Annotated in this window: 19 protein-coding genes and 1 pseudogene; 9 read left to right on the top strand and 11 right to left on the bottom strand. The window is 33.3% G+C overall.

What is annotated here, in order from left to right; genetic code table 11:
- Positions 1-81: 81 nt before the first annotated feature.
- Complete coding sequence (gene yegD, locus DK866_RS06665; protein ID WP_109408252.1) at positions 82-1,434, bottom strand: molecular chaperone; 1,353 nt, start codon at positions 1,432-1,434, stop codon at positions 82-84.
- A 197-nt stretch (positions 1,435-1,631) separates the two neighbouring features.
- Between yegD and DK866_RS06660 the strand changes: the two genes are divergently transcribed.
- Positions 1,632-2,108, top strand: coding sequence for a hypothetical protein (locus DK866_RS06660; protein WP_109408251.1), 477 nt, complete (start codon positions 1,632-1,634; stop codon positions 2,106-2,108).
- Here the strand turns inward: DK866_RS06660 and DK866_RS06655 are convergent, their stop codons facing one another.
- Positions 2,109-3,032, bottom strand: a complete 924-nt coding sequence (locus tag DK866_RS06655) for a LysR family transcriptional regulator (RefSeq protein WP_109408250.1) — start codon at positions 3,030-3,032, stop codon at positions 2,109-2,111.
- 97 nt (positions 3,033-3,129) lie between these two features.
- Between DK866_RS06655 and DK866_RS06650 the strand changes: the two genes are divergently transcribed.
- Both DK866_RS06650 and DK866_RS06645 read left to right on the top strand, forming a co-directional pair.
- Entirely contained in the window at positions 3,130-3,585 is a 456-nt protein-coding gene (locus DK866_RS06650) for a DMT family transporter (RefSeq protein ID WP_109408249.1), read from the top strand.
- A gap of 3 nt (positions 3,586-3,588) precedes the next feature.
- Complete coding sequence (locus DK866_RS06645) at positions 3,589-4,020, top strand: DMT family transporter (protein ID WP_109408248.1); 432 nt, start codon at positions 3,589-3,591, stop codon at positions 4,018-4,020.
- A 38-nt stretch (positions 4,021-4,058) separates the two neighbouring features.
- Here the strand turns inward: DK866_RS06645 and DK866_RS06640 are convergent, their stop codons facing one another.
- Positions 4,059-4,472, bottom strand: coding sequence for a DUF6122 family protein (locus DK866_RS06640; protein ID WP_109408247.1), 414 nt, complete (start codon positions 4,470-4,472; stop codon positions 4,059-4,061).
- Positions 4,473-4,574: 102 nt separating this feature from the next.
- Here DK866_RS06640 and DK866_RS06635 point away from each other — a divergent pair, with 102 nt between their 5' ends.
- Complete coding sequence (locus tag DK866_RS06635) at positions 4,575-5,663, top strand: linear amide C-N hydrolase (protein ID WP_244179665.1); 1,089 nt, start codon at positions 4,575-4,577, stop codon at positions 5,661-5,663.
- An 81-nt stretch (positions 5,664-5,744) separates the two neighbouring features.
- Here the strand turns inward: DK866_RS06635 and DK866_RS06630 are convergent, their stop codons facing one another.
- From DK866_RS06630 to DK866_RS20105, 4 genes are read right to left on the bottom strand one after another with little or no spacing between them, the layout of a single operon-like run.
- Positions 5,745-7,214: a TolC family protein gene (locus DK866_RS06630; RefSeq protein WP_109408245.1), complete on the bottom strand. Its 1,470-nt coding sequence runs from the start codon at positions 7,212-7,214 to the stop codon at positions 5,745-5,747.
- Positions 7,214-9,067: an FUSC family protein gene (locus DK866_RS06625; RefSeq protein ID WP_109408244.1), complete on the bottom strand. Its 1,854-nt coding sequence runs from the start codon at positions 9,065-9,067 to the stop codon at positions 7,214-7,216. Before DK866_RS06625 ends, DK866_RS06630 begins: the two co-directional genes overlap by 1 nt.
- Positions 9,057-10,097, bottom strand: a complete 1,041-nt coding sequence (mdtN, locus tag DK866_RS06620; RefSeq protein WP_109408243.1) for a multidrug transporter subunit MdtN — start codon at positions 10,095-10,097, stop codon at positions 9,057-9,059. Before mdtN ends, DK866_RS06625 begins: the two co-directional genes overlap by 11 nt.
- 6 nt (positions 10,098-10,103) lie before the next feature.
- The gene (locus tag DK866_RS20105; RefSeq protein WP_244179664.1) at positions 10,104-10,262 is read right to left on the bottom strand and encodes a hypothetical protein; all 159 of its coding nucleotides are present in this window, start codon (positions 10,260-10,262) and stop codon (positions 10,104-10,106) included.
- 393 nt (positions 10,263-10,655) lie between these two features.
- Here DK866_RS20105 and mnmH point away from each other — a divergent pair, with 393 nt between their 5' ends.
- Positions 10,656-11,741, top strand: coding sequence for a tRNA 2-selenouridine(34) synthase MnmH (mnmH, locus tag DK866_RS06610; RefSeq protein ID WP_109408241.1), 1,086 nt, complete (start codon positions 10,656-10,658; stop codon positions 11,739-11,741).
- Between the two features lie 87 nt (positions 11,742-11,828).
- Here mnmH and DK866_RS06605 read toward each other — a convergent pair whose 3' ends face one another.
- Together DK866_RS06605 and DK866_RS06600 are read right to left on the bottom strand one after the other, a co-directional pair.
- Entirely contained in the window at positions 11,829-12,572 is a 744-nt protein-coding gene (locus DK866_RS06605) for a DUF4184 family protein (protein ID WP_109408240.1), read from the bottom strand.
- A gap of 197 nt (positions 12,573-12,769) precedes the next feature.
- The gene (locus DK866_RS06600) at positions 12,770-14,329 is read right to left on the bottom strand and encodes a bifunctional metallophosphatase/5'-nucleotidase (RefSeq protein ID WP_109408239.1); all 1,560 of its coding nucleotides are present in this window, start codon (positions 14,327-14,329) and stop codon (positions 12,770-12,772) included.
- A gap of 169 nt (positions 14,330-14,498) precedes the next feature.
- Here DK866_RS06600 and DK866_RS06595 point away from each other — a divergent pair, with 169 nt between their 5' ends.
- Positions 14,499-15,875: an IS1/IS1595 family N-terminal zinc-binding domain-containing protein gene (locus DK866_RS06595; RefSeq protein WP_109408238.1), complete on the top strand. Its 1,377-nt coding sequence runs from the start codon at positions 14,499-14,501 to the stop codon at positions 15,873-15,875.
- Between the two features lie 47 nt (positions 15,876-15,922).
- Here the strand turns inward: DK866_RS06595 and DK866_RS06590 are convergent, their stop codons facing one another.
- Positions 15,923-17,323 (bottom strand): MFS transporter, encoded by a 1,401-nt coding sequence (locus DK866_RS06590; RefSeq protein ID WP_109408237.1) that lies wholly within the window; start codon positions 17,321-17,323, stop codon positions 15,923-15,925.
- A gap of 94 nt (positions 17,324-17,417) precedes the next feature.
- On the opposite strand from DK866_RS06590, the gene DK866_RS06585 reads away from it, so the two are divergent.
- The 3 genes and pseudogenes from DK866_RS06585 to DK866_RS20015 all read left to right on the top strand — a co-directional run bounded on the left by DK866_RS06585 (position 17,418) and on the right by DK866_RS20015 (position 19,205).
- On the top strand, positions 17,418-18,209 hold the full coding sequence (locus DK866_RS06585; protein WP_109408236.1) for a helix-turn-helix transcriptional regulator: 792 nt from the start codon (positions 17,418-17,420) through the stop codon (positions 18,207-18,209).
- Positions 18,210-18,336: 127 nt separating this feature from the next.
- A pseudogene (locus tag DK866_RS06580) lies at positions 18,337-18,684 on the top strand (MFS transporter); the annotation flags it as partial.
- The gene (locus DK866_RS20015; protein ID WP_244179658.1) at positions 18,657-19,205 is read left to right on the top strand and encodes a LysR substrate-binding domain-containing protein; all 549 of its coding nucleotides are present in this window, start codon (positions 18,657-18,659) and stop codon (positions 19,203-19,205) included. The pseudogene DK866_RS06580 and the gene DK866_RS20015, both read left to right, overlap by 28 nt.
- Before the next feature lie 81 nt (positions 19,206-19,286).
- Here the strand turns inward: DK866_RS20015 and DK866_RS06570 are convergent, their stop codons facing one another.
- The gene (locus DK866_RS06570) at positions 19,287-20,939 is read right to left on the bottom strand and encodes a DUF4139 domain-containing protein (protein ID WP_162556983.1); all 1,653 of its coding nucleotides are present in this window, start codon (positions 20,937-20,939) and stop codon (positions 19,287-19,289) included.
- Between the last annotated feature and the right edge of the window lie 321 nt (positions 20,940-21,260).

Below are 21,260 nucleotides of genomic sequence, written 5' to 3'. Positions count from 1 at the left end.
GTGTTTTATAAATAAAAACGCTCCACATCTAATCAATACACCGATTAAATGTAAAGCGCTTTAATATCTTGAAAATGTAAGTTATTTAAAGCAGACCTCGCCCCAGCGTGCTAATCCTGCGGTAACCGATCCAAAATCATTCCCTTTCACAATAGGAATATTAGGTAATTGTTGTTCTATTGCTTGGCATAAAATCGGTGAACGCGCTGAGCCACCCGTCATAAAGATAGCATCCGGTTTTATTCCCCCTTGTTGAACAGCGTCATTAACTAATTCAATCATTTTACTTTTAGGGGATTCAATCGACTCCACCATTTGTTCACGTTCAATAGTGCATTCTAATGTTTCACTTAATAAGGCGATATTAGCAATATATTCAGGAGAATCTGATAAGGCAATTTTAGCTTCTTCAGCACGTCGAACAATGCTATAACCCAGTGTTTCATTATATACTTCGATTAGACGAGCTATTTTTTCAGGTTCTTTTGCATCTCGTCTAAGTTGATTTAATGCGGCTAAATTTTGACGAGAATAAAAATCTTTTTGTGCTTCGACATTATTAATCGCAATGGGGTCCCAGAATTGTTTCAGTGGTAATTTAATACCAGAAGAAGTTAATCCTGTCATACCGAATAAAGGCATAAGCTGTTTAAAAGCAAGATAAATATCAAGATCATTACCACCAACACGTTGTCCACTATGGGCTAGTAAGGTGTTTGAACGGTCAGTTTTTCCTTGATAACTCGGCCCCATCTGAATTAATGAACAATCTGTTGTACCTCCGCCAATATCAACGACGAGCACTGTTTGGTCTTTATTTAAGGTTGATTCATATTCAAGCCCAGCCGCTACTGGTTCAAATTCAAACATAATATTCTTAAAGCCAGCTCTTTTAGCTGCGCGGATAAGAATACTTTCTGCTTGTTTATTTGACGTTTCACCACCTAACCCATTAAAATTAATAGGTTTTCCAATAACGGTATCTGTAATTGCTTCTTGTGTGCTTTTTTCTGCTTGATGTTTAATATTCGCCATCATGGCGCACACTAAATCTTCAAAGAAGCTAATTTGTATATCATGTAGGCCAGAAGCCCCTAAAAAGGATTTCGGTGATTTAACGTAATAGACATCGCGCGGATCACGTAGATATAAACTTAGTGCGGATTGTCCGAAAAGAATATCTTCAGGTACTAATTCAATATCTTCTTCTCGATTAAACGCAATCGACTTTCTTAGTAATTGTTCGCCAATTTCACTGGAAGGTTTAATATTTAAATGGCGAAATAAGTGCTCAGAAACAGATTCACGGGTTGGCGCACAAAGGGTCGATGGAATATAGACATCATTGCCTTCTAAAGGCAAAAGAGTCGGTTTTCCTTCTTTCATGATTGCAACAGAACAATTCGATGTTCCGTAATCAAAGCCTATAAACATTCAGCCTCCCCAATAGACTTCATTAAAAAAAGACTGAGCACTCTACATCAAGATTTTTGCAATTACCACCAGATTATAAAGTCAAAAAGAGTGTCAATGAGCCAAGTAATTTAGTGTATGGGGGGCTTATAATATTCTTAACAAAATTAAAATGGTTATAAAATAATTAGAGATTTTTTCAAGAAGGCGCAAAAAACATGAAGATAATTTATTTATGCATTATAGGTATATCTGGTTATGAAGGCCCTGATTTTATTTTAGGGGCTTTTGACAACAGAGAAGCTGCTGAAAAAGCAAAAATGACTTTCATTAAAGATAATCAAAACGAAGAAAATCAAGTTAAAGTTCTCACTGAAAAGGACAGATGGATCGAAGTTGAAGAAGTGAAATTAGACACTTTTAGTTGTAATATCCCTCTTTCGGATTTTTATTATATTGTTTCACGTTTTAGTGAAGGTTTTGGTCAGATCTATCGAGATATTGAAGTTATTTTTGATAACTATGAAAATGCACTCTCTAAATTAGAACAACTTGAAAGAGAGTCTGATGAATCAGATATCTCATTCCCTGAATACTTTGCGATTGAAAAGCTACAAGCAAATCAAATTAATGCTAAAACCATAACGCAGTGGTTAACAGGTGACTTTTTCGGTGATGATAATCGTTTATTGTGATCATTTTCTTTCAATGTTGCGTTGGTAGTCGCTATGAACACCAAACTGCTCTTTTAAGAAATCAACAAATAGCGTTATCTTGCGAGGAAGATTTTTTTTATCAGGATAAACTACATAAATAAAGTGTTCAGGTAAATCGAAGTGCGTCAGTATTGGGATAAGTTTTTTATCTGTATTTGATAAAGCTGTTTGAGTAATAAAATGAGGGAGTAAAGCAATACCTATTCCCTGCAAAACGGCTTGTAATAATGCTTCACTGTTATTGGCACGATAACTACCTTTAGGAATATGGCTATATTTTTTACCTCTTTGATAAAAAATCCACTCTAAGCCAGCTTGATATAATGAATACGATAAGCAATTGTGATTTTTTAGCTCAGAAACTTGTGTGGGTTCACCATATTTCTCAAGATACTCTGAAGAAGCGTAAAGTTGGCTATGACAAGGTGATAATTGACGCGCTATTAATGAGGAATCGGGTAATTCACCAATTCTAATTGCAAGATCGTACCCTTCTGCTACTAAATCCGTTACTTTATCATCAAATAAAAGTTGTACCTCAAGCTCTGGGTACTTCTGCATAAATAAAGGCATTATTTTAGCAAGATGTAACGTACCAAATGACATGGGCGCTGAAATTTTAATGTTGCCTTTGGCTTTATCGCTAAATTGTGAAATGGCCTCTTCTGCCATTACAGCTAACTTATAAGATCCCCGAATATAGCCAATATAGACAATACCCTCTTCAGTTAAGCTGACACTTCTTGTCGTTCTATGAAATAGGCGTATACCTAATTTCTCTTCTACACCTTGGATAGCCTTACTGACTGCTGATTTTGTCATATTCAATGTTTTGGCTGCTTTGGTAATACTCAAATGCTCAGCCACAGCAATCAGAATGGGAAAAACGTTCATATCATTCATATTGTCAACCTAGAGTAAACAGTGTGTTTCCTTGCCAGTATTCTAAAAAAGGAATATTTTAAGCCTACACAAAAATAATTTATACAAATTTAATATTATGAATAACAAGTATATTCTCTCTCTTGTTGCGGTCTTTTCTGGCGTTTTACTTTCATTAATGATTATGAGTAATAGTTATTTAGCTAGTTTTACAACACCATTAACCGCATCCTGGATAACACACGCTATAGGAACTATTTTCTCTTTAATTATATATATTTTATATTTGAGAAAGAATCAACAGAACAAGAAAAATAATAATAAGATAAAAATTCTATGGTATTTGGGAGGGATACCTGGTGCTTTTACGGTGTTATTAGCTGCAATTACAGTAAATAGCTCATTATCGCTTTCAGGTAGTATTATTTTAATGATAACAGGACAAATTCTTTTTAGTGTTATTGTTGATGCAATGGGATGGTTCGGGGTTGAAAAAAGAAAAATTATCCTACGCGATTTATTTATGTGTTTTTTACTTATTTCTGGTAGCACATTATTAATTATAGGTAGATAACTAATGAGTATTTTTATTTTAATTGCATTGTTTAATGGTGTCTGTATTGTAACAAGCCGTACTTTAAATGGTAAGTTAGCACAAAATAGTAATGCTTTTTATAGCTCTTTAATCAATCACTTAATTGGTTTTATATTCTTAACCATCTTTGTTTTATGGATAAAAGATTATCATTCTATTGAACTATCAACGATCCCTTTAATTGCCTTTGCTGGTGGTATTATTGGCGCGTTCTTCGTTGTCATTAATAGTTATGTTTTACCGCTATTGGGTGTCATGTTAACTTCTGTTTTAGCCATCTGCGGACAAATGATCTCAAGTCTGATTATTGATATATGCAGTGGTGTTGAAAGCAATAACCTACTATTGCAAATAATAGGTATTTTATTGATTATTGGTGGTGTATTAATAAAATTCACTAAGCAATTTAAATAAAAAATAAAGGGAAGTTTATCCCTCCCTTTTTATTTTTCCTATTTTTGACTAATAAAGTTATTACTGAAATTGGATATAAAGTAATTTTTATCACAACTCATCGTTATTGTTAGATTGGGTTTTAATCCACCTAAATAGCAGTCAACCGAGTCGGTAAATAAATGGAATAAACATCCTACTGCAATGGCTTTTAATTTCCATGAAGGTAAAAACCATATACCCAAATAAACCAAAGCGGCCCAACCCGTGTGTAATGGATGAAATCCAATACTACAACGATTGGGATCAAAAATAGGTGTTGCTAGCAAATGGTCAATATCAATGGCCATTGTTCCGATCATAAGCAGTGAGGCTATCTTCCAATTCTTACGCCAGAAAAAATAGCCTAATAAAATGGGTGCCAGAAAATGTAAGCTGTAGTGTAAAAGTGTTCTAAAAATTTCAAGTATCACAAGATCCCCAATGTTCTAAAAATATTTATTATTTAATTACCAAATAGTTGTTGTATTCTTTATTTGAACTAACTTTAAAGGAGTTTTTTAATTAAGGAATTTATAATGAAACGCAATACAATATTGGTTGGCTTATTATCCTCATTACTCGCTGTTTCAGTAGCGAGTGAAGCCTGCTCTAGTTTGGCTATACTTGATAAAAATAATAACGTTTACCAAGGTAGAACACTTGAACTGACGGCAGATTTACCTTCATGGGTTACTTTTTATCCTAAAAACACACAATTTACAAAAAAAGCTCCTAATGGTGAAAATAGCCTAAGTTATAACAATAAATATGACATATTAGCCGTTACAACCGATATCTTTTTTGATGGTGATGATCATAACTTATTACAAGGTTTAAATAGTGCGGGTTTATCATTTAGCGCCAATATGATAACAGAAGCTGAATTATCACCGCTTGATAAAAACGATTATGATAAAGCCATTCCCGTTACTTCTATCGGTGAATGGGCATTAGCTAATTTTTCAACAGTTGAAGAAGTACAAAAAGCGGTTGAGTCAGGTTATTTTTGGGCTCCCGTGTTAAAAAACTTTGGCAATCTAAAATCACCTTTTCACTATGCCTTCTATGATAAAAAAGGTGGCAGTATCGTCGTTGAAGCCACAAATGGTAAATTACACGTTTATCAAAATCCAACCCGTGTAATGACAAATGGTCCAGACTTTCCTTGGCATTTAACTAACCTTAATAATTATAGCCAATTAACTAATATTGATAAATCTTCAGGTAAATTGGCTAATATCAATGTCGTACAGCCTGATAGTGGCATTGCAACATCTCAATTACCTTCATCAGATACGTCTGTCGGTCGTTTTATCCGCGCGGTTTATTTTTCAACCTATGCACCAACAGCCGAATCGACACCTGAAGCGATGAATACCCTAGCGCACATTATGAATCGCTTTGATAGAACAAAAAATATCACGGCTGATATCATGGGAGAAAGTCAAAGTACCAGTAATCAACTGCAAACGGAATACACGGTTTGGACAACGTTATCTGATTTAACGAATGGTGTAATGAAAATAAGAGGCTATAACGATATCAACTATACCGAATATTCTCTTTCACAGTTTAAAGATATGAATAAACCTGTTTTTGAACAGATTAACGTGAGTAAATAATCTTTCATCGTTGTGTTAGAGGCTGGCGGCTTATTATTAACGCCGCCTCTACTAAGATAACAATATACAAAAGAAATATTTTTAATATGATGCTGAATTAGGCAATGCCCTACCTATTTCACCTAATGCAAATGCTAAATCAACGGCTGCAATCTGTGATCCTGTATAGGCATCAATCTGAGACATTTGTGCATTTAATAATGCAATTTCTGCGGTATTAATTTCGGTTACTGTTCCCAATCCGTTACGATAAAATTCTACACTGGCGGTATAGGTTAATTGTGTTGTCTCTACTAAATTTTTAGACGCTTTATTTGCCTCAAGTGCCGACTTGAGTGTATTTTCGCTAATTGAAATCTCTTTTATTGCAAGATCTTGGCTTTTGCGTAAATTTTCTTGAGCTAGCCTAATTTCTGACTGTGCATTTGCCATTCTAGATTGACGTATTCCGCCTTCATATAATGGAATACTGACTCCAATCAAGATATTAGAAGATGACGTTCTTTGGCTAATATCAGGAAGTCCCTGAACATCAAAGCTACCTGTTCCTCCTGCAAGTGCACCAGCAAGATATACTTTAGGGAAATAGTCAGATTCGACAGAATTAGCAGCCTTAATTGCGGCTTGCTGTAATTCATATTGCGCTAAAACATCAGGACGTTGTGCAAGTGCTTTTTTTATCACATCATGAGTTAATGGTGAAATATCATCAGGAAGAAAATTATCATCGGCATAATTAATGGTTATTTTTTCAAAAGGTGAAACGCCAATAGCAGACAATAAGATTTGATATTGATCTTTTTCATGACCTTTAGCTAACACGTTTTGTAATTCAATTTGTGCAACTTGTTGTTTTGCTAATGCTACATCCAATACGGTCGCTAATCCCTTCACTTGTTTTTGCTCAACGGCATATAAAATATCTTTACTTCTTTGAAGGGCCATTTGAGTAATATTCACCTTTTTTTGTGCAGCACCATAGCTAAAATAGGCAACCGAGACATCATGAATAATCTTCTGATGCATCAGATTAAAATTAAGATTTATTGCTAATGAAGTATGTTTGGCAGCATCGACTAATGCTCCTCGTTTACCAAAATCAAAAATAAGCCACCTAAATGTAAGTGCTGGAATAAAAGCGCTACTAGATGTTTTTATATCATCAACAATAGGATTTTTAGGTAAATCAATTTTTCCATGTTGATATCCTGCGAGCGCTGTTGCTGTGATAATTGGCAAATATGTACTTTCTACCATACCAATATCAGTGGCTGATTTTTTGGCTAATTCCCATGCAATACGTGTGTCTGGGTTATTTTGTTGCCCTAAATCTATCAGGTCAGCTAAAGCATAGTGAGATTTAACCGTTCGTTCTTGAGGGAGAGATAAGTATTGCTCAGCCGGTGAGGAAAGATATTGAGTATTATCATAAGCGATAGGCTCTTGAGAATATTGCTTAAATGAACTGCTTGTGTCAACACAACCAACAAGTAATAGGCTTAACAGAGATGACAGAATATTTTTCTTGTTATTAATGACTAAATTTATCATTATAGTTTTTCTCTTATTAAATGTTTAAATACAAGCTCTCTTTCATCTGCTGGTAATATTTTCATTTCTTTGTTAAGGATGTCTTTTTTAAATTCATATTTTGAATTTTCATCGATAATTGAATAAGAAAAATTATCTTCAAAAATAAATTTATGAGCGTAATTATGATAGCTAATATAAGAAATTTTATTTAATGACTCTTTAAAAAAAAGCATTAGGTTTTTATTTCTTTCTCTATCTTTTTTTTCAAAAATGAGTAAGTTTATATTGTCTTTTGACTGTGTGATAGCTTCATTTACGGATGAAACTAAATCTAACATATCGTTTTTATTCGTCGAATATCTTAGGTCTATATAATTATCTAAAATAGAGGTGATTTGTTTGTATATTGTATTAACAATACTTGAAGGCCATACTTTTGTGAAAATAATGTACATCACAATATTACCTAACAAAATACCTAAAATACGATCAGAGACCACGTCCATATCAAAACTAGGTTTAAATCCATGTAATGTTGTTAATAAAAATGCTAAACCGACTTGTACGCCGGCATAAGAGATACGTTCATTACCAACCGCAACCCAAGCTGCAGGTAATAAACAGAAAAAGATCAGCACCATTAATTCAAAAACATCAGATAAGTTAGGGATAATATAGAGCAGTGAAATCATGCCAATTAGTGCCCCAATTAGGCATCCGGTGATCCGCAATGTTAATTTATGAACTGTTTCACCGACAGATGTTAATGCCACAACATAACAAGTGATCATTGCAGTATGAATACCCTGCCATTTAAAGTAATCATAAAAAATATAACATAGAATAGCGGCTATAGTGGTTTTTAAAGCGAAGTATTTATGGTTAGGATTTGTAAATGCATCACTAACAAAAAAAGGTGTTTTTTTCTGTACCGGTTTAGTTTCTCTTTTATTAGATAAAATCTTATCAAAAGTATTTAATAAGCGAAGTTTACTTATTGTATATTGTTCTTGTTGTTTATCTTTTATTTTATCTATTTGATGATGTGTAAAACAATCGGCAATTTCTAAACATCTGTTAGAAAGAAGAAAACGTATAGAAGTTGGTGTATTTTTATCAAAAGTTAATGACATAATTAATATTTTATAAGAGTTATCAATAATGTTCTCTAACCATTGAATATCTTCTCTTCCCCGCAAATAAAATATTTTAATAAACATTAAATAACGTTTACATTCTGTTTGTGTACTCAGTAATTCACTAATTTCGAGTTGGCTTTCTTTTCTTCCTAAAAAGAAATCACTTGCAGTAGAAAAGCGTTTGGCGATTCTGTTTAACAGTAATTTTCTTGGGCTAATGCCAACAAAGAAATTAAATAAAATAACCAATAACATTGGAGATACTGCCATCAATAATGCGTAAAGTAATGCTCTTGTTGCAACATCTCCGACAGGGATATCATCAATTAAAGTCATTAAAAAGGCGATAACTAAAGCGACTAAATTACCAATATCACCAAGGCTACTAGCCGATGCTAAGTACATAAAAACGGCTGAAAACAAAGCCATAAAGAAGAATCGTAAAATAATGTTTTGTATCGTGAGATTAAAAAGAACAAAGATAATACACACGACAATAGAACATAAAATAATTACGCCAACAGATAATAATATATTTTGTACAGCATCAGCTTTGATTAAATAGATAATTAAATAGCAACTTATTGCAGATTCGGGAATTTCATAAATCATCGCAATAGCAGCCATTAAGGCACAAAGCAATGCAATGCGCCAAGTAGTTGCTAAACGAAAATCAAAGGGTAACAAGTCTTTTTTGACTTGTTTCACTATTAGAGAGGGTTTAACAATCATCGTCGTTAGCTATTATATTAACAGTTGCAGTAGCGCCAACCCGCATAAGATCTTCTGGTGGATTGGTGATAGTGACTTTAACAGGAAACCGTTGTTGAACTCTAACCCAATTTAATGATTTAGGTACATAAGGTAAGTCTCTTGGAATATTAATAAGATCAGTTGACATGATCCCTCGGCTAATACCTTCTACTTTGCCTTTAATGGGATGTTTATTATCAATCATTGAATAAATAACGACGCAGTTGCCTATTTTTATATTATTTAAATCGGTCTCTTTAAAATAAGCTGAAGCATACCAAGTATCAGTATCAATTAAGGTAAAAACAGACTGTCCAGAAATAATAAATTCACCTGGTGATAGCACTAATCCAGCAACGTAGCCATTGCTTGGCGCTTTTACTTCAGTATTACTTAATTCCCATTCAGCCATTGCCAATGAGGTTTTTAACGATTTCACTAATGCTACTTCTGAATCTGTATTATTAATTAAGGCTTCTGAGGCAACATTTTGTTTTTGTGCCTGTTTTAATGTAACTTCAGCATCATGTTTTAATGTTCTAGCATCATCAACTTGTTGTGCGGTCACAAATCCTTTTGCTAATAATGGCTCTAATCTATTGAGTGATTGAGTCGCTAATAACAAATTGACTTGAGCACGTTTTATTTGTGCTTCTGCAACTTCTGAATTTGATGTTTCTGCAATAATAATACGTTGCTTGTTACTTAATGTTGCTTCAGCAATCATGAGCTGTTCTTTTGCTTGCTGAACTCTTAATGCGTACATAGTGGGATCGATAGTAAACAGTAAATCCCCTTTATTAACCTTGCTATTTTCTTTGACGTAAATAGCACTAATTCGACCTGGCACAGTTGATGATATGTTAATTTTATTGGCATCAATTATTGCATCTTCACTGAGTGGATTTAACGCTGATAATTGAATGTTTTTCCACAATAAGATGAGTGTAATCACAAAAACGCTCACCGTGATTATAAGTGCCAGCTTTTTTTTGATTTTTTTATCCATAATTTTTTAATAAGAAAAATAAAATAAAGAGATGGTTAAAGAAATTGATAACAATATTGCAAAATAAAAGATTAAAGGAAGTGGCAATTTATCATCAATACCCCAATAGATAAGTAACACACGTATGACCAAAGCCCCTAATAAGCCGATAAATGTACATAACATCCAATATGGGAAATAGGCGCCTAACATACTAATAAAAGGAGAATGGCCTCGAGAACAACCTGATAACAGCAATATCATTATGCTCAAGCTAATAATACGATAATATTTTTTTATTATGTCCAAGGTAATACACTCGTCATTTTACGATAAATTTTATGGTCCGTTTTCAACACGATAGTGTTTTTATTTATAGTATTTAATCAATGAATTAATCTAAAACATTCCATCAAATAGATGTTAGATGTTTTTTATCTATCAATCTATAGCCTTATCTTAAATTTTTTATTGGAAGAAGGACTCCATTTTCAAATATGACTGTAATTATGGGCGTTACATGATTTTAAGAGTATAGTAGCTAATCTTTCAGCCCGACTAGATATTACAATTTTTATTATGGAATCAGCGTTTTCTGCTCAAAACATTCGACATATTCTTGCTACTAACACACCTATTATTGATGTGCGTGCACCTATTGAATTTAATCAAGGTTCGATCCCTAATGCGGTTAATTTGCCTTTAATGAATGATGAAGAGCGCGCGGCCGTGGGGACTTGTTATAAACAACAAGGCTCACAAAAAGCCGTCGATTTAGGCCATCAATTGGTTAGTGGTGAAATTCGTGATAAACGCATTGAAGCGTGGCGTGAAGCCTGTGAGCAATTTCCCAATGGTTATATCTGCTGTGCTCGTGGCGGGATGCGTTCTCATATCGTTCAGCAATGGCTTAAAGATACTGGTATAGATTTCCCATTAATTGAAGGGGGATATAAGGCATTAAGACAGGCTGTTATTGAAATGACTAATGAATTCGTTCAGCGCCCTATTATCCTTATTGGTGGATGTACTGGTAATGGAAAAACGACATTAGTGCGTTCATTACCTGAAGGTATTGATCTTGAAGGTATTGCCCATCATCGAGGCTCTTCTTTTGGTCGTACTGTTGAAGATCAATTTCCTCAAGCGACATTTGAAAACCATCTTGGTGTTGAAATGTTGAAAAAATCACAAAAATATACGAGATGGGTGCTTGAGGATGAAGGTCGTGCTATTGGGGCTAATGGATTACCTGAATGTTTGCGAGCAAAAATGGCCGAGGCATCAATCGTTGTTGTTGATGATCCCTTAGAGCGACGTATTGAGCGTTTAAAAGCGGAGTATTTTGATCGTATGACTCATGATTTTTTAGAGGTATATGGCGAAGATAAAGGCTGGCAAGCTTATAGCGATTATTTACATCATGGTTTATTTGCTATCCGCCGTCGATTGGGATCTCAACGCGCTGCGGAATTAACACAATTACTCGATAATGCTTTAGAAATACAAAAAAAAGAAGCTAATACTGAAGCACACTTTACTTGGTTAACTCCTTTACTGAAAGAGTATTACGATCCTATGTATCGTTATCAATTAAGCAAAAAGGCAGATAAAATTATTTACCAAGGAAGTTACGAAGAAGTCATGCAGTGGTTTAAAAACTAATAAATAGCTAAGATTTTCTCTATTAAATACGGACACCATAGAAAAGCCTCATAAATTTATATTCTGGGGCTTTTCTAGTTTACTTGGTCAAGTTTTAGTTCGATATAACCATAACCCTAAGATTATCATTAAACCAAAGAAAAAAGGCACAGCTAAAGATAGCTCTAAGAAAATAAATCGATTAATGTTGATCCCCTGCCCTCTATTTGAGAATTGCAAAGCTAAAGGCAAAGCACATAACCCAGACAGGAAGCCGATCCCAACTAAACGATATAATTTAATACGGTTTTCTTTTTGTGTTAGATGGTCTTGTTTACGCTGATATTGAATGTATTTCCAACACAAATAAAGTAGCCCTATTACCGAGCCTAAATGTTGTAACAATTTATAAATCGCAATCTCTTGGCTGTCTGTCATTCCTTGTAATAATTGTGCTTGTAATACAGAAAAAAATCTGACGGCAGTTCCTGTTTCATGGGTAAATGAATCCCATACAATATGTGTTACTGCGCCAATATACAGGGATAAAACAAATAGACTCAATGTTCGAAGATTGAATTTTAGAGGATCATATAAAGGTATGGGCGATACACATTTTAATGGATTTCTGAATAAGTAATTTAAGATAAAAACGAAGATACAAAAAGGAAATGCAGTATAAAACCAACCTAATAAATCATGTGCCGTTGTTGCTGATTGATATAAACCAAAAGAATAGAGTAAATCAGGTGAAGTGCTTCCTACAATTAATGCAGGTAAATTAAGGTATTTACCTATTCGAGACTGTTTTATAGGGAAAACAATGGAAGGATGTGAAAAAGTCCACGGCATAGAAATATCTCTACAAAATAAAGTGAATAACAAAATAAGCATGAGTATATCAGCAGGTGAGTTAAGCTTTATCTGATATCACTGTGATCTGATGGATTAATAAAAAGCCCTCTTATTAATGCAAATTAATGCAAAAAACGCCATAAATGGTGAGAACATTAATGGCGTTATATAATGGGGTATTGATTATTTACACATTACTTTTTTGTGGATATATCAACAATTCGTTCTTCTCTAGGCATGTTTATCGTAGCTTTTTGCTTAATATATTCAATAACGGCCGTTGCTGCGCTGGTATTAGGAATATCTTTAGTATTTTGACCATGAGTAAAGGCAGTAAAACCATCACCACCTCTCGCTAAGAAAGAATTAGCAATAATGGGATAGTAAGTATTATCTTCCACTTGTTTTCCATTAATAGAAACAGAGATAACACGCTCGTTAACAGGTTTAGAGCTATCATATTTCATTTCAAAACCGCTAGAAGCTTGCAATACACCATTAGTTAAATTTGCAGAGTGATTCATTAAATCCCGTAAGTCTTTACCACTTAATTCCATGTAAGTTAAATCATCTGGGAATGGGAACATGCTAATAATATCCCCGATCGTAATATCACCTTTATGGATCTCGTTACGAATACCACCACTATTAACAAAAGCAATTTGAGCGCGGTTATCTGTGACTAGAAAAGCATCGGTAATTAAATTACCAATTTCAGAAGACTCACCATAAGAGCGTGTTAGTTCATTATTAGCATTACCTATTTTTTGTTGTGCAATTTCATCTAATTTTTTAGTCCATGTCTCTATTTTTTTCTGTGTATCCGGATCAGGCTTGTGTTCATCAGCAAAGATATTAACTAACTCGCCTTTATAGTTATCAATTTTTTTAGTTTTGTCATTTATATCTAACACCAATTTTCCAACGTTAATGCCATAAGCATCCGTAGAAACAATCAGCGTGTCATTTACTTTAATAGGTTCTGGTGTACCTACATGAGCATGTCCAGTAATTAAAATATCCAACCCTTTTACTTGCTGTGCCAATTCAATATCTTTTTGTAGCATACGAGCGACATCTGTTGAGCCAAAACTAGATTGTCTTGCAGGAACACCTTCATGAACGAGTAATACGGTTATATCAACTTTCCCTTTCAATTCATTAAGATATTTATTAAGGTATTCAACTTCGTCTCTTGCTTCTACACCCTCTCGTTTATCTTTATTGACAGTATCATAGAAAGCAAATTTACCGTGTAGTCCTATTACACCAAACTTAATACCCACTTTTTCTAATATAATATACGGTTTATCCCAAACCGCTTTTCCATTATTTTCATAGAAAATATTACCTAAGAGTACAGGGAACGTTGCTTTATTAAGCTGTGTAACCATATTTTCAACACCATGGTCGAATTCATGATTTCCCACAGAAGCTGCATCAAAAGACATTTCGTTCATGATATCAATAATGGCTTCACCTTGTGTTAAGGTGCTTAAATAAGGCCCTGTAAAATAATCGCCAGCATCAAAAAATAAGACGCCTGGATTATTCTTTTTGGCATCTTTAACAATAGTCGCAATATTGGCAAAACCACCGACTAATCTATCTTGGCTAACATAAGGGGCTTTAAAAGGGACAGCATTCGCGTGCAAATCGTTAGTGTGATAAATAGTAATTTCTTGAGCAAAAACTGAAGAATTCCCTAATAACGCACCAATTAAAAGAGGCAATATAAGAATAGGCTTACGCATAATAATATCCTGTAATAATGAGAATGCGGAAATAACGCTGTTGATGTTCGGTATCTAGTTAATAACAGCTGGGTCCTTAAAAGCATGATAACTATCACAGTAAGTTAGCAATATGCCTGACTGAATTATGTTATTATCGTTTCGTGTTGGTTTTTTGTGATAAGAGCTAATGAAAATAACAAATAAAATTAATGTTAATATATGTAAAACAGAGAGTTGTGAACATTTTTCTGACGTGATAGAAGAGGTTTATATCATCCCTTCTTTTAAATTGGGCTTTCCCGCTGTTTATTGTAATGGTTGTGGTGGCAGCAGTGTATTAATCAATAATGAAGATATAAAAACATTATTAAATCCTTATATTGCTTTTTTTAATTTAAATATCAATGAACACTGTCCAAATTGTGATTCATCAGAAAAAATACATTATGGAAAAACTGCAAAAGGAACAGTGCGTTATCAATGCAAAAAGTGTAATTCTGTTTTTTCTCTTAAAAATAATATAGATTTAAAACATCTTTATAATAAGATAATTGATCTCCTTATTTTACAAACACAAACACCTAGTTATATTATCAAGAGTTTAAATATTACCCCAGCTCTGTTTTATCGAAAATTAGAGACTATTGAACAATTGATAGAAATAAAAACACGAAAATATGAACAATCTTTGAATAAAAATAAAACCTATAATTTACAAACAAATATATTTACTTTGAATTGTCGAAATAATACAACAAAAGGCTTTTCAAATGAACTTTTTGGAATTGTAACCTGTTGTTCTAATACTGGTTATGTTTTTCTTTCTAGTGTTAATTGGAGTAAGGCTGTCGTGAGTCCAGACAGTCAATATCATAACAATACTAAAAAAGAGATATTAGATAATACTCAAGGTGTATTACTCGATAATATTATTATGAGATATGAGCAAATAAACAGTAGGAAAAGTTTTGGTCAAATTCAATACACAGAAAAAATTTGCTCTGAACATATTATTGAACCTGTTGTATTATCACATTTTCATTTTCTAAAATTAAAGTTTATTCTACCAATAAATATTCAACATCACTTTATTTATCATGATAGTTTTATTCGTGGTGGATGTATGGTTGCTTATGGCAAAGAAATAAAGCAAAGAACGTCTAACCTTTATTATGTGGTTTCAACGGGAACTCGCTTAACACCAGATTTTACTTATAAAGGAAGTTATACGCTGGGTTGGTGGAATAATAAATGGTATGAGTTTATATCTCAAGATAATCGAGAGTTATTCTATCTATGTAATTTGGGGTTAAATAAAACAGATGACGTTAGTTTTTATACTAAAATTTCCCCTTCTCTTGATTACAGCCATCTATTTATTCAATCATTTAAAGATAAATTTCCTGATGTGTTTTTAAGAAAGCTATCGCCTAGTACAGTAAATATATTATTGTCTATTTATAGCTTTTATTATAATTATTGCCTTACCAATGAGAGTAAAACACCAGCACAAAAAATAGAACTAATAAAAGAGAAGATAACGATAAAGTCACTGTTTAATTAAAACACCTCATTAAAAAATTTAACAAGGCATTTTTTATATCAGCTGATTTATCTATTTTTGATGGCTATTTTTCTTAATAGCAACGTGGCACATATAGCCATAATAAAATTGAAAATCATACTAAAACTAAATGCAATCTTATATTGCTCAATCATATTTGTTGAAAGTGTGTGACTAAGACTAAATTGTAAAATAATTGAAACACAAGTTGCTCCTATAGCTGCGCCAACTTGTTGTAATGTTGCAGTTAATCCTGAAGCGATACCAACAAATTCGGATTTAACTTTTGTTAATACTAAATTAAGCATGGGTGTCATTATCATGCCTTGTGTAAAGCCAACTAAGAATAGGAATGGGATCACAAGAGAGCTATTTTCTGGCGATATTAGATAATAAATACCTCCAATTAAAAAGAGATAGCTTAAAGCATAACAAACAGCTCCCCAATAAATAATCTGCTCACCAAACTTTCTTATCCATTTAGGTGTTAATAATGATGAAAGAACAAAACCTATACTTGATGGAACAAAAATTAATCCAGAATCGAGAACAGAACGTTTAAATCCACTTTGTAATAATATCGACATCATCATAGGGAAAGCCGATGATGTTGCATATACACAAACAACAATTCCGATCCCAATTACATAAGAGCGATTAGTAAATAAAATAAGATCAAAAAGCGGTTGTTTTCCTTGCTGTTTTAATCGATTTTCATAGTAAATAAACAGTGTTAACAATATTAGTCCGAAAAGAAAAAGTAACGTACTATGTAATTTCCACCCCCAGATAGGTAGCATTAATAAAGGAAGTAATGTGAACGTTATACTTAAAGCAGATAAAACAACACCACCAATATCTAATCTTATATAATCTAGAGTCTCACTTTGCGTTAAATAGTGAGAAAGTGCCAATGCAATAATACCAATGATAAGATTAATTAAAAAAATAGTACGCCACTCAAGCCCAAAAATATTTAACGATATTAAAAGCCCTCCTAATGCTTGCCCTGCTATTGCTGCTAATCCTAATGTCATTCCTAATAAACCAAATACTTTTTTAGCTTGTATATCATCAAAATTGAGGCGAATACTTGAGTAAACTTGGGGGAACAATAACGCTGCGGTTAATCCTTGCAGACAACGAGCAATAACAAGACTTACAGCATTAGGAGAAACTGCACACAATACAGAAGTTAAAGTGAAACCAAACATACCAATGCGATAAAGGGTACGACGGCCGTAAATATCACCAAGTCGCCCTCCTGTAATTAATAATAAACCAAAGGCTAATTCGTATCCTACGATAATTAATGTGAGTTCTGTTAGTGTTGCATTGAGCGTTTGTTCAATATTCACGATAGCGACATTGACGACAAATAAATCAAATATTGTGACAAATCCTGCTAATAGCAGAACAAATAAGGCGATGCGTTGTTGGGTATTCATTTTTTTGTCTCAATGATTAAAGAAATGAGACTATAATGAGTTATTTATCCTGATACAATTTAACCATTTATACTATTACTAAAAGCAATAGGCTATGACTGAAAGAAAACGAACTCGTCCTGAATTAGCTGATTTTTTACGAACTAAAAGGCAAAGTATTTTACCTGAAACCGTGGGATTACCTGGTACTGGGCGTCGCCGTACACCAGGATTACGTCGTGAGGAAGTTGCAGCACTCTCTGGCGTTGGATTAACTTGGTATACATGGCTTGAACAAGGAAGAGATATTGGCGTATCTAGCCAATTTTTAGATAGTTTAGCCACCGCTTTACGCTTAAATAGTGCAGAAAGGCAGCACCTTTATTTGTTATCGCATATGAGAGAGCCGACAGAGACAGGAATAACAGAACATCAGGTTCCTGAAACTATTTTGCGGATTTTGGCTGACTTTCCACAAGAATATCTCTGTTATGTTTTAAATCTACATTGGGATGTATTGGCTTATAATAAAAAAGCAGATACTTATTTTCATTTTTCAGATTACAGTGCCGAAAATCGTAATTATCTTTATTTGTTGTTTATGGATACCCGTTACAAAACGCGTATTGATGATTGGGAAAATATTGCGGAGAGATTATTGGCAAGCTTTCGTCGTGACCATGCAAGAACAAAGAATGATCCCAATATTCGTAAATTAATTGCCTCGTTAAATTGCTCATCACCTGAATTTAAGAGAATGTGGGAAAAACATGAGATATATCCCCCTTGTGATGGGGTAAGAACCTTAAACTTTGATAATAAAAAAGAGTATTATGAATACACATCATTAGCGTTTGATTTGGAAAAATATAATCGGATTTTAGTGTATATCCCTAAGAAGGCGTGATTATTCATTGATAATGAGATAAATATATTATTTCCAAAATGGAAATTAGAGATTGCTTTTTTGTCATTAGGTTTCAGTTTCTTTGACGACTAAAATGCCTCTTCATTAGAATAATTGAGGTGGCTGGATGACAAAATATATCCTTTTTAGCTTTTGTTTAGTGTTGATTTACCCTCTTGGGGTGGACTTACATTTAACGGGTTTAACGGCAATTGCAAATGATTTAAACGCATCGGAAGTGACATTACATCAAGCTTTTTCAATTTATTTAATGGGCATGGTTTCATCCATGTTAGTTGCAGGATGGTGTAGTGATAATTTAGGACGTAAACCTGTTGTATTGCTTGGAACAACTATTTTCTTATTGGCTTCATTTGGTGCTGGAGTTTCGGTAACGGAAAATAACTTTTTGATAGTACGCTTCTTCCAAGGTATTGGGGCTGGATTTTGTTATGTTGTTACTTTTGCGATATTGCTTTTTTAGGTCGTGAATATTATTCAGGCTCTAAAGAAGCATTACACCTATTACCTGATGTTATCGATTGCGAAGAGCTTTTTCGTGATACACCGTTAGTTTATGTGCGAAAAGATCATCCTTTATTAAAAGAATCTTGGAATTTAGAGACATTCTTGCGTTATTCTCATATTTCAACAGAATATGATAAACGAGCACATTGGGCTTTAGATGATATTCTGGCTGAACATGGGCGTTTACGTAATATCGCCATAACCTACACGTCATTTGAGCAAGCCTTATTTATGATTTCTCAACCTAATCATGAGCTTATTACTTGTTTGCCTGGGTATTGTGTACATTATATCTCTCGTGCTTTACCTAATTTAGTCACACTACCTAAAACAATCAATGAAATTGAAATTTGTTACAACCCATTAAATCCAGTAGCTAAAACATTCTATAGCTCTTTCGGTTTTAAAGAGACTGGTATGGATAAAGATGGGGATGATATGTTAGCAGTAATAAAAATAACACAATGAAAAATATAAAATTGATCTCTTTAAAATAGAAAAAGGTGCAATTGCACCCTCTTCTATTTTTGTCAACCTGAAATGACGTAATTATAGCCCCATAACTTGTCTATTTTTAGGATAAGAAAGCGTATAATTTAATGGTAAGGATTTTTCTTGTTTTGCCTCTAATGTGATATTCCACTCTATTTCACCTGTATCTTTATCAAGTACGCCATCTTTATAAACGGCATCTGCTACATTGATATTGTTTTCTTGACTAAGTGGTAGTTGATCGTAAATAGTGACTTTTACAGGAGAGTTATAAGTGTTTCTTACTTTAATGGTATAACTCTCTTTTTGTTCAATCGTGGTACCAATAAAGATAGGCTCTTTTCTTATTTTCTCATTGTTAATACGGCTAATTTGAATGTTTTTGTCTATCCCCATCGGAATATTAAGTAACTCTTCAAGTTCATTCGTATTAATATAGCTATTACCCACAAAGCTATTCATATAGTAGATATTCGCACGACCATTAAGTAAGTTTAAATTTTCCCAATCTTTAATTTCAGCTTGTAAATAAACTTCTTCGACTAATTTCGGTGTGGCTAAATAGCGATAATCAGCGGTGACTTCTTTTTGGTTAATCACTAATGTATTAGGCTCGGTGCTATTTTTTAAGGTGTAAGGTAACGCGATAGCATGGCTTAAATTAATTCCATTATTATTCGTCGTAACATATCGAGTCACACCTTTGTTTATTTGTTTTTCTCGAGTTAGGTCTGAAACATTTTCTTCCATAACTGCGACTGGTGCAGGCATCGCCATTCTCATACTGTCTTTTCTAAATTTTGAATTATCATTATAAAGAGATAAATACCAAGGTGATAATGTTGGTGCAGTGATATTAAGTGATGGATTAGTGGATGTTAAAACCAGTTTTACTTTATCCCAATTTAGGCCTGTATTTTGAATAACATCCGCCTTATAGGTGAGTAATATCGGCTTATCCATTCCTTGACTTCGAATATCGTAAGCAGGTGACCATCCAGCATCTGGTGTTATATAAGAAATACGCATCTTACTAGTTAGATTTTTTGACGTGCCTAAAGATAAAACAATTTGTGTTTTCTCTTCAGCAATAATTGGCATATCAATTTCTAATTGTCGGTTTAATTCTTCTAATTGTTCTGTTAATTTAGCAATTTCTTCACGCGCCATTTTTTGTTGATTTAAAATAGAAGTCATTCTTTGACTAATAAAATCAAATTTTTGTGATGATTGCTCTAATGTTTGCGTTTCACCATTACCAAAAAAGGATTGATCTTTCAGTAAAATAATTTGTTCATCACCAACGCTAATGTTGATGTTTAATACTTCAATTTGTTTATTAATCTCTTTTTGTTTATCCATTAATGTCGTAATGGTGGCTGGGTAACTAGGGGCAATAGGAATTTTTTTAACGTTAATGGTGTTAATAATCACATCTTCATTATCAATACTAATTGATAAGCTTCTAGGATCAATATTGTTTGCAACATTAGACAAAACAACGTCACTCTGCCCCGCAGGTAAGTTGAGAGTGACGTTATTTTCAAGTTCAGCACCCCGTAAAAAAATTGTTGCTTGATTGAGTTTTATATCATAATTAAGTGGTTTAGTGGGATCTACGGAATTGATTTCATTAGCAAAAGCACTAGTTGTACTAATAATAGATAATGTAATAAGCGATAACGTTAATTTATTGGGTTTAATCATCATTTTCATTCTATCCATAGTTGATGAGCAGTATTGTAAGAACCGTAAAATAGAGATGCACTGTTGCACAAGTATATTTAGATAGTATTGCATCTCTAATAAATTAGATAACAGAATAAACTTAAAGATCTAATAATTTGAGGATAAAAAACAATAGATAAAACAATATGTTATTGTTTTAAATTAAATGAATCTTTGAATAATAAGGATTATCTTAATGATGGCGAGATATTTAGCTTTTATTTGCTTTATATCGTCTTGTTTAGATAGAAATAAGATAAATATTTCAATAAAACTAAATAAAGGCAGTTTAAAAATAAACTG

Origin of the sequence: Proteus genomosp. 4 str. ATCC 51469, assembly GCF_003144375.1 — a bacterium.
Classification (GTDB): domain Bacteria; phylum Pseudomonadota; class Gammaproteobacteria; order Enterobacterales; family Enterobacteriaceae; genus Proteus.
The sequence above is the reverse complement of the archived record's forward strand: the minus strand, read 5'-3'. Positions and strand labels throughout refer to the sequence as shown.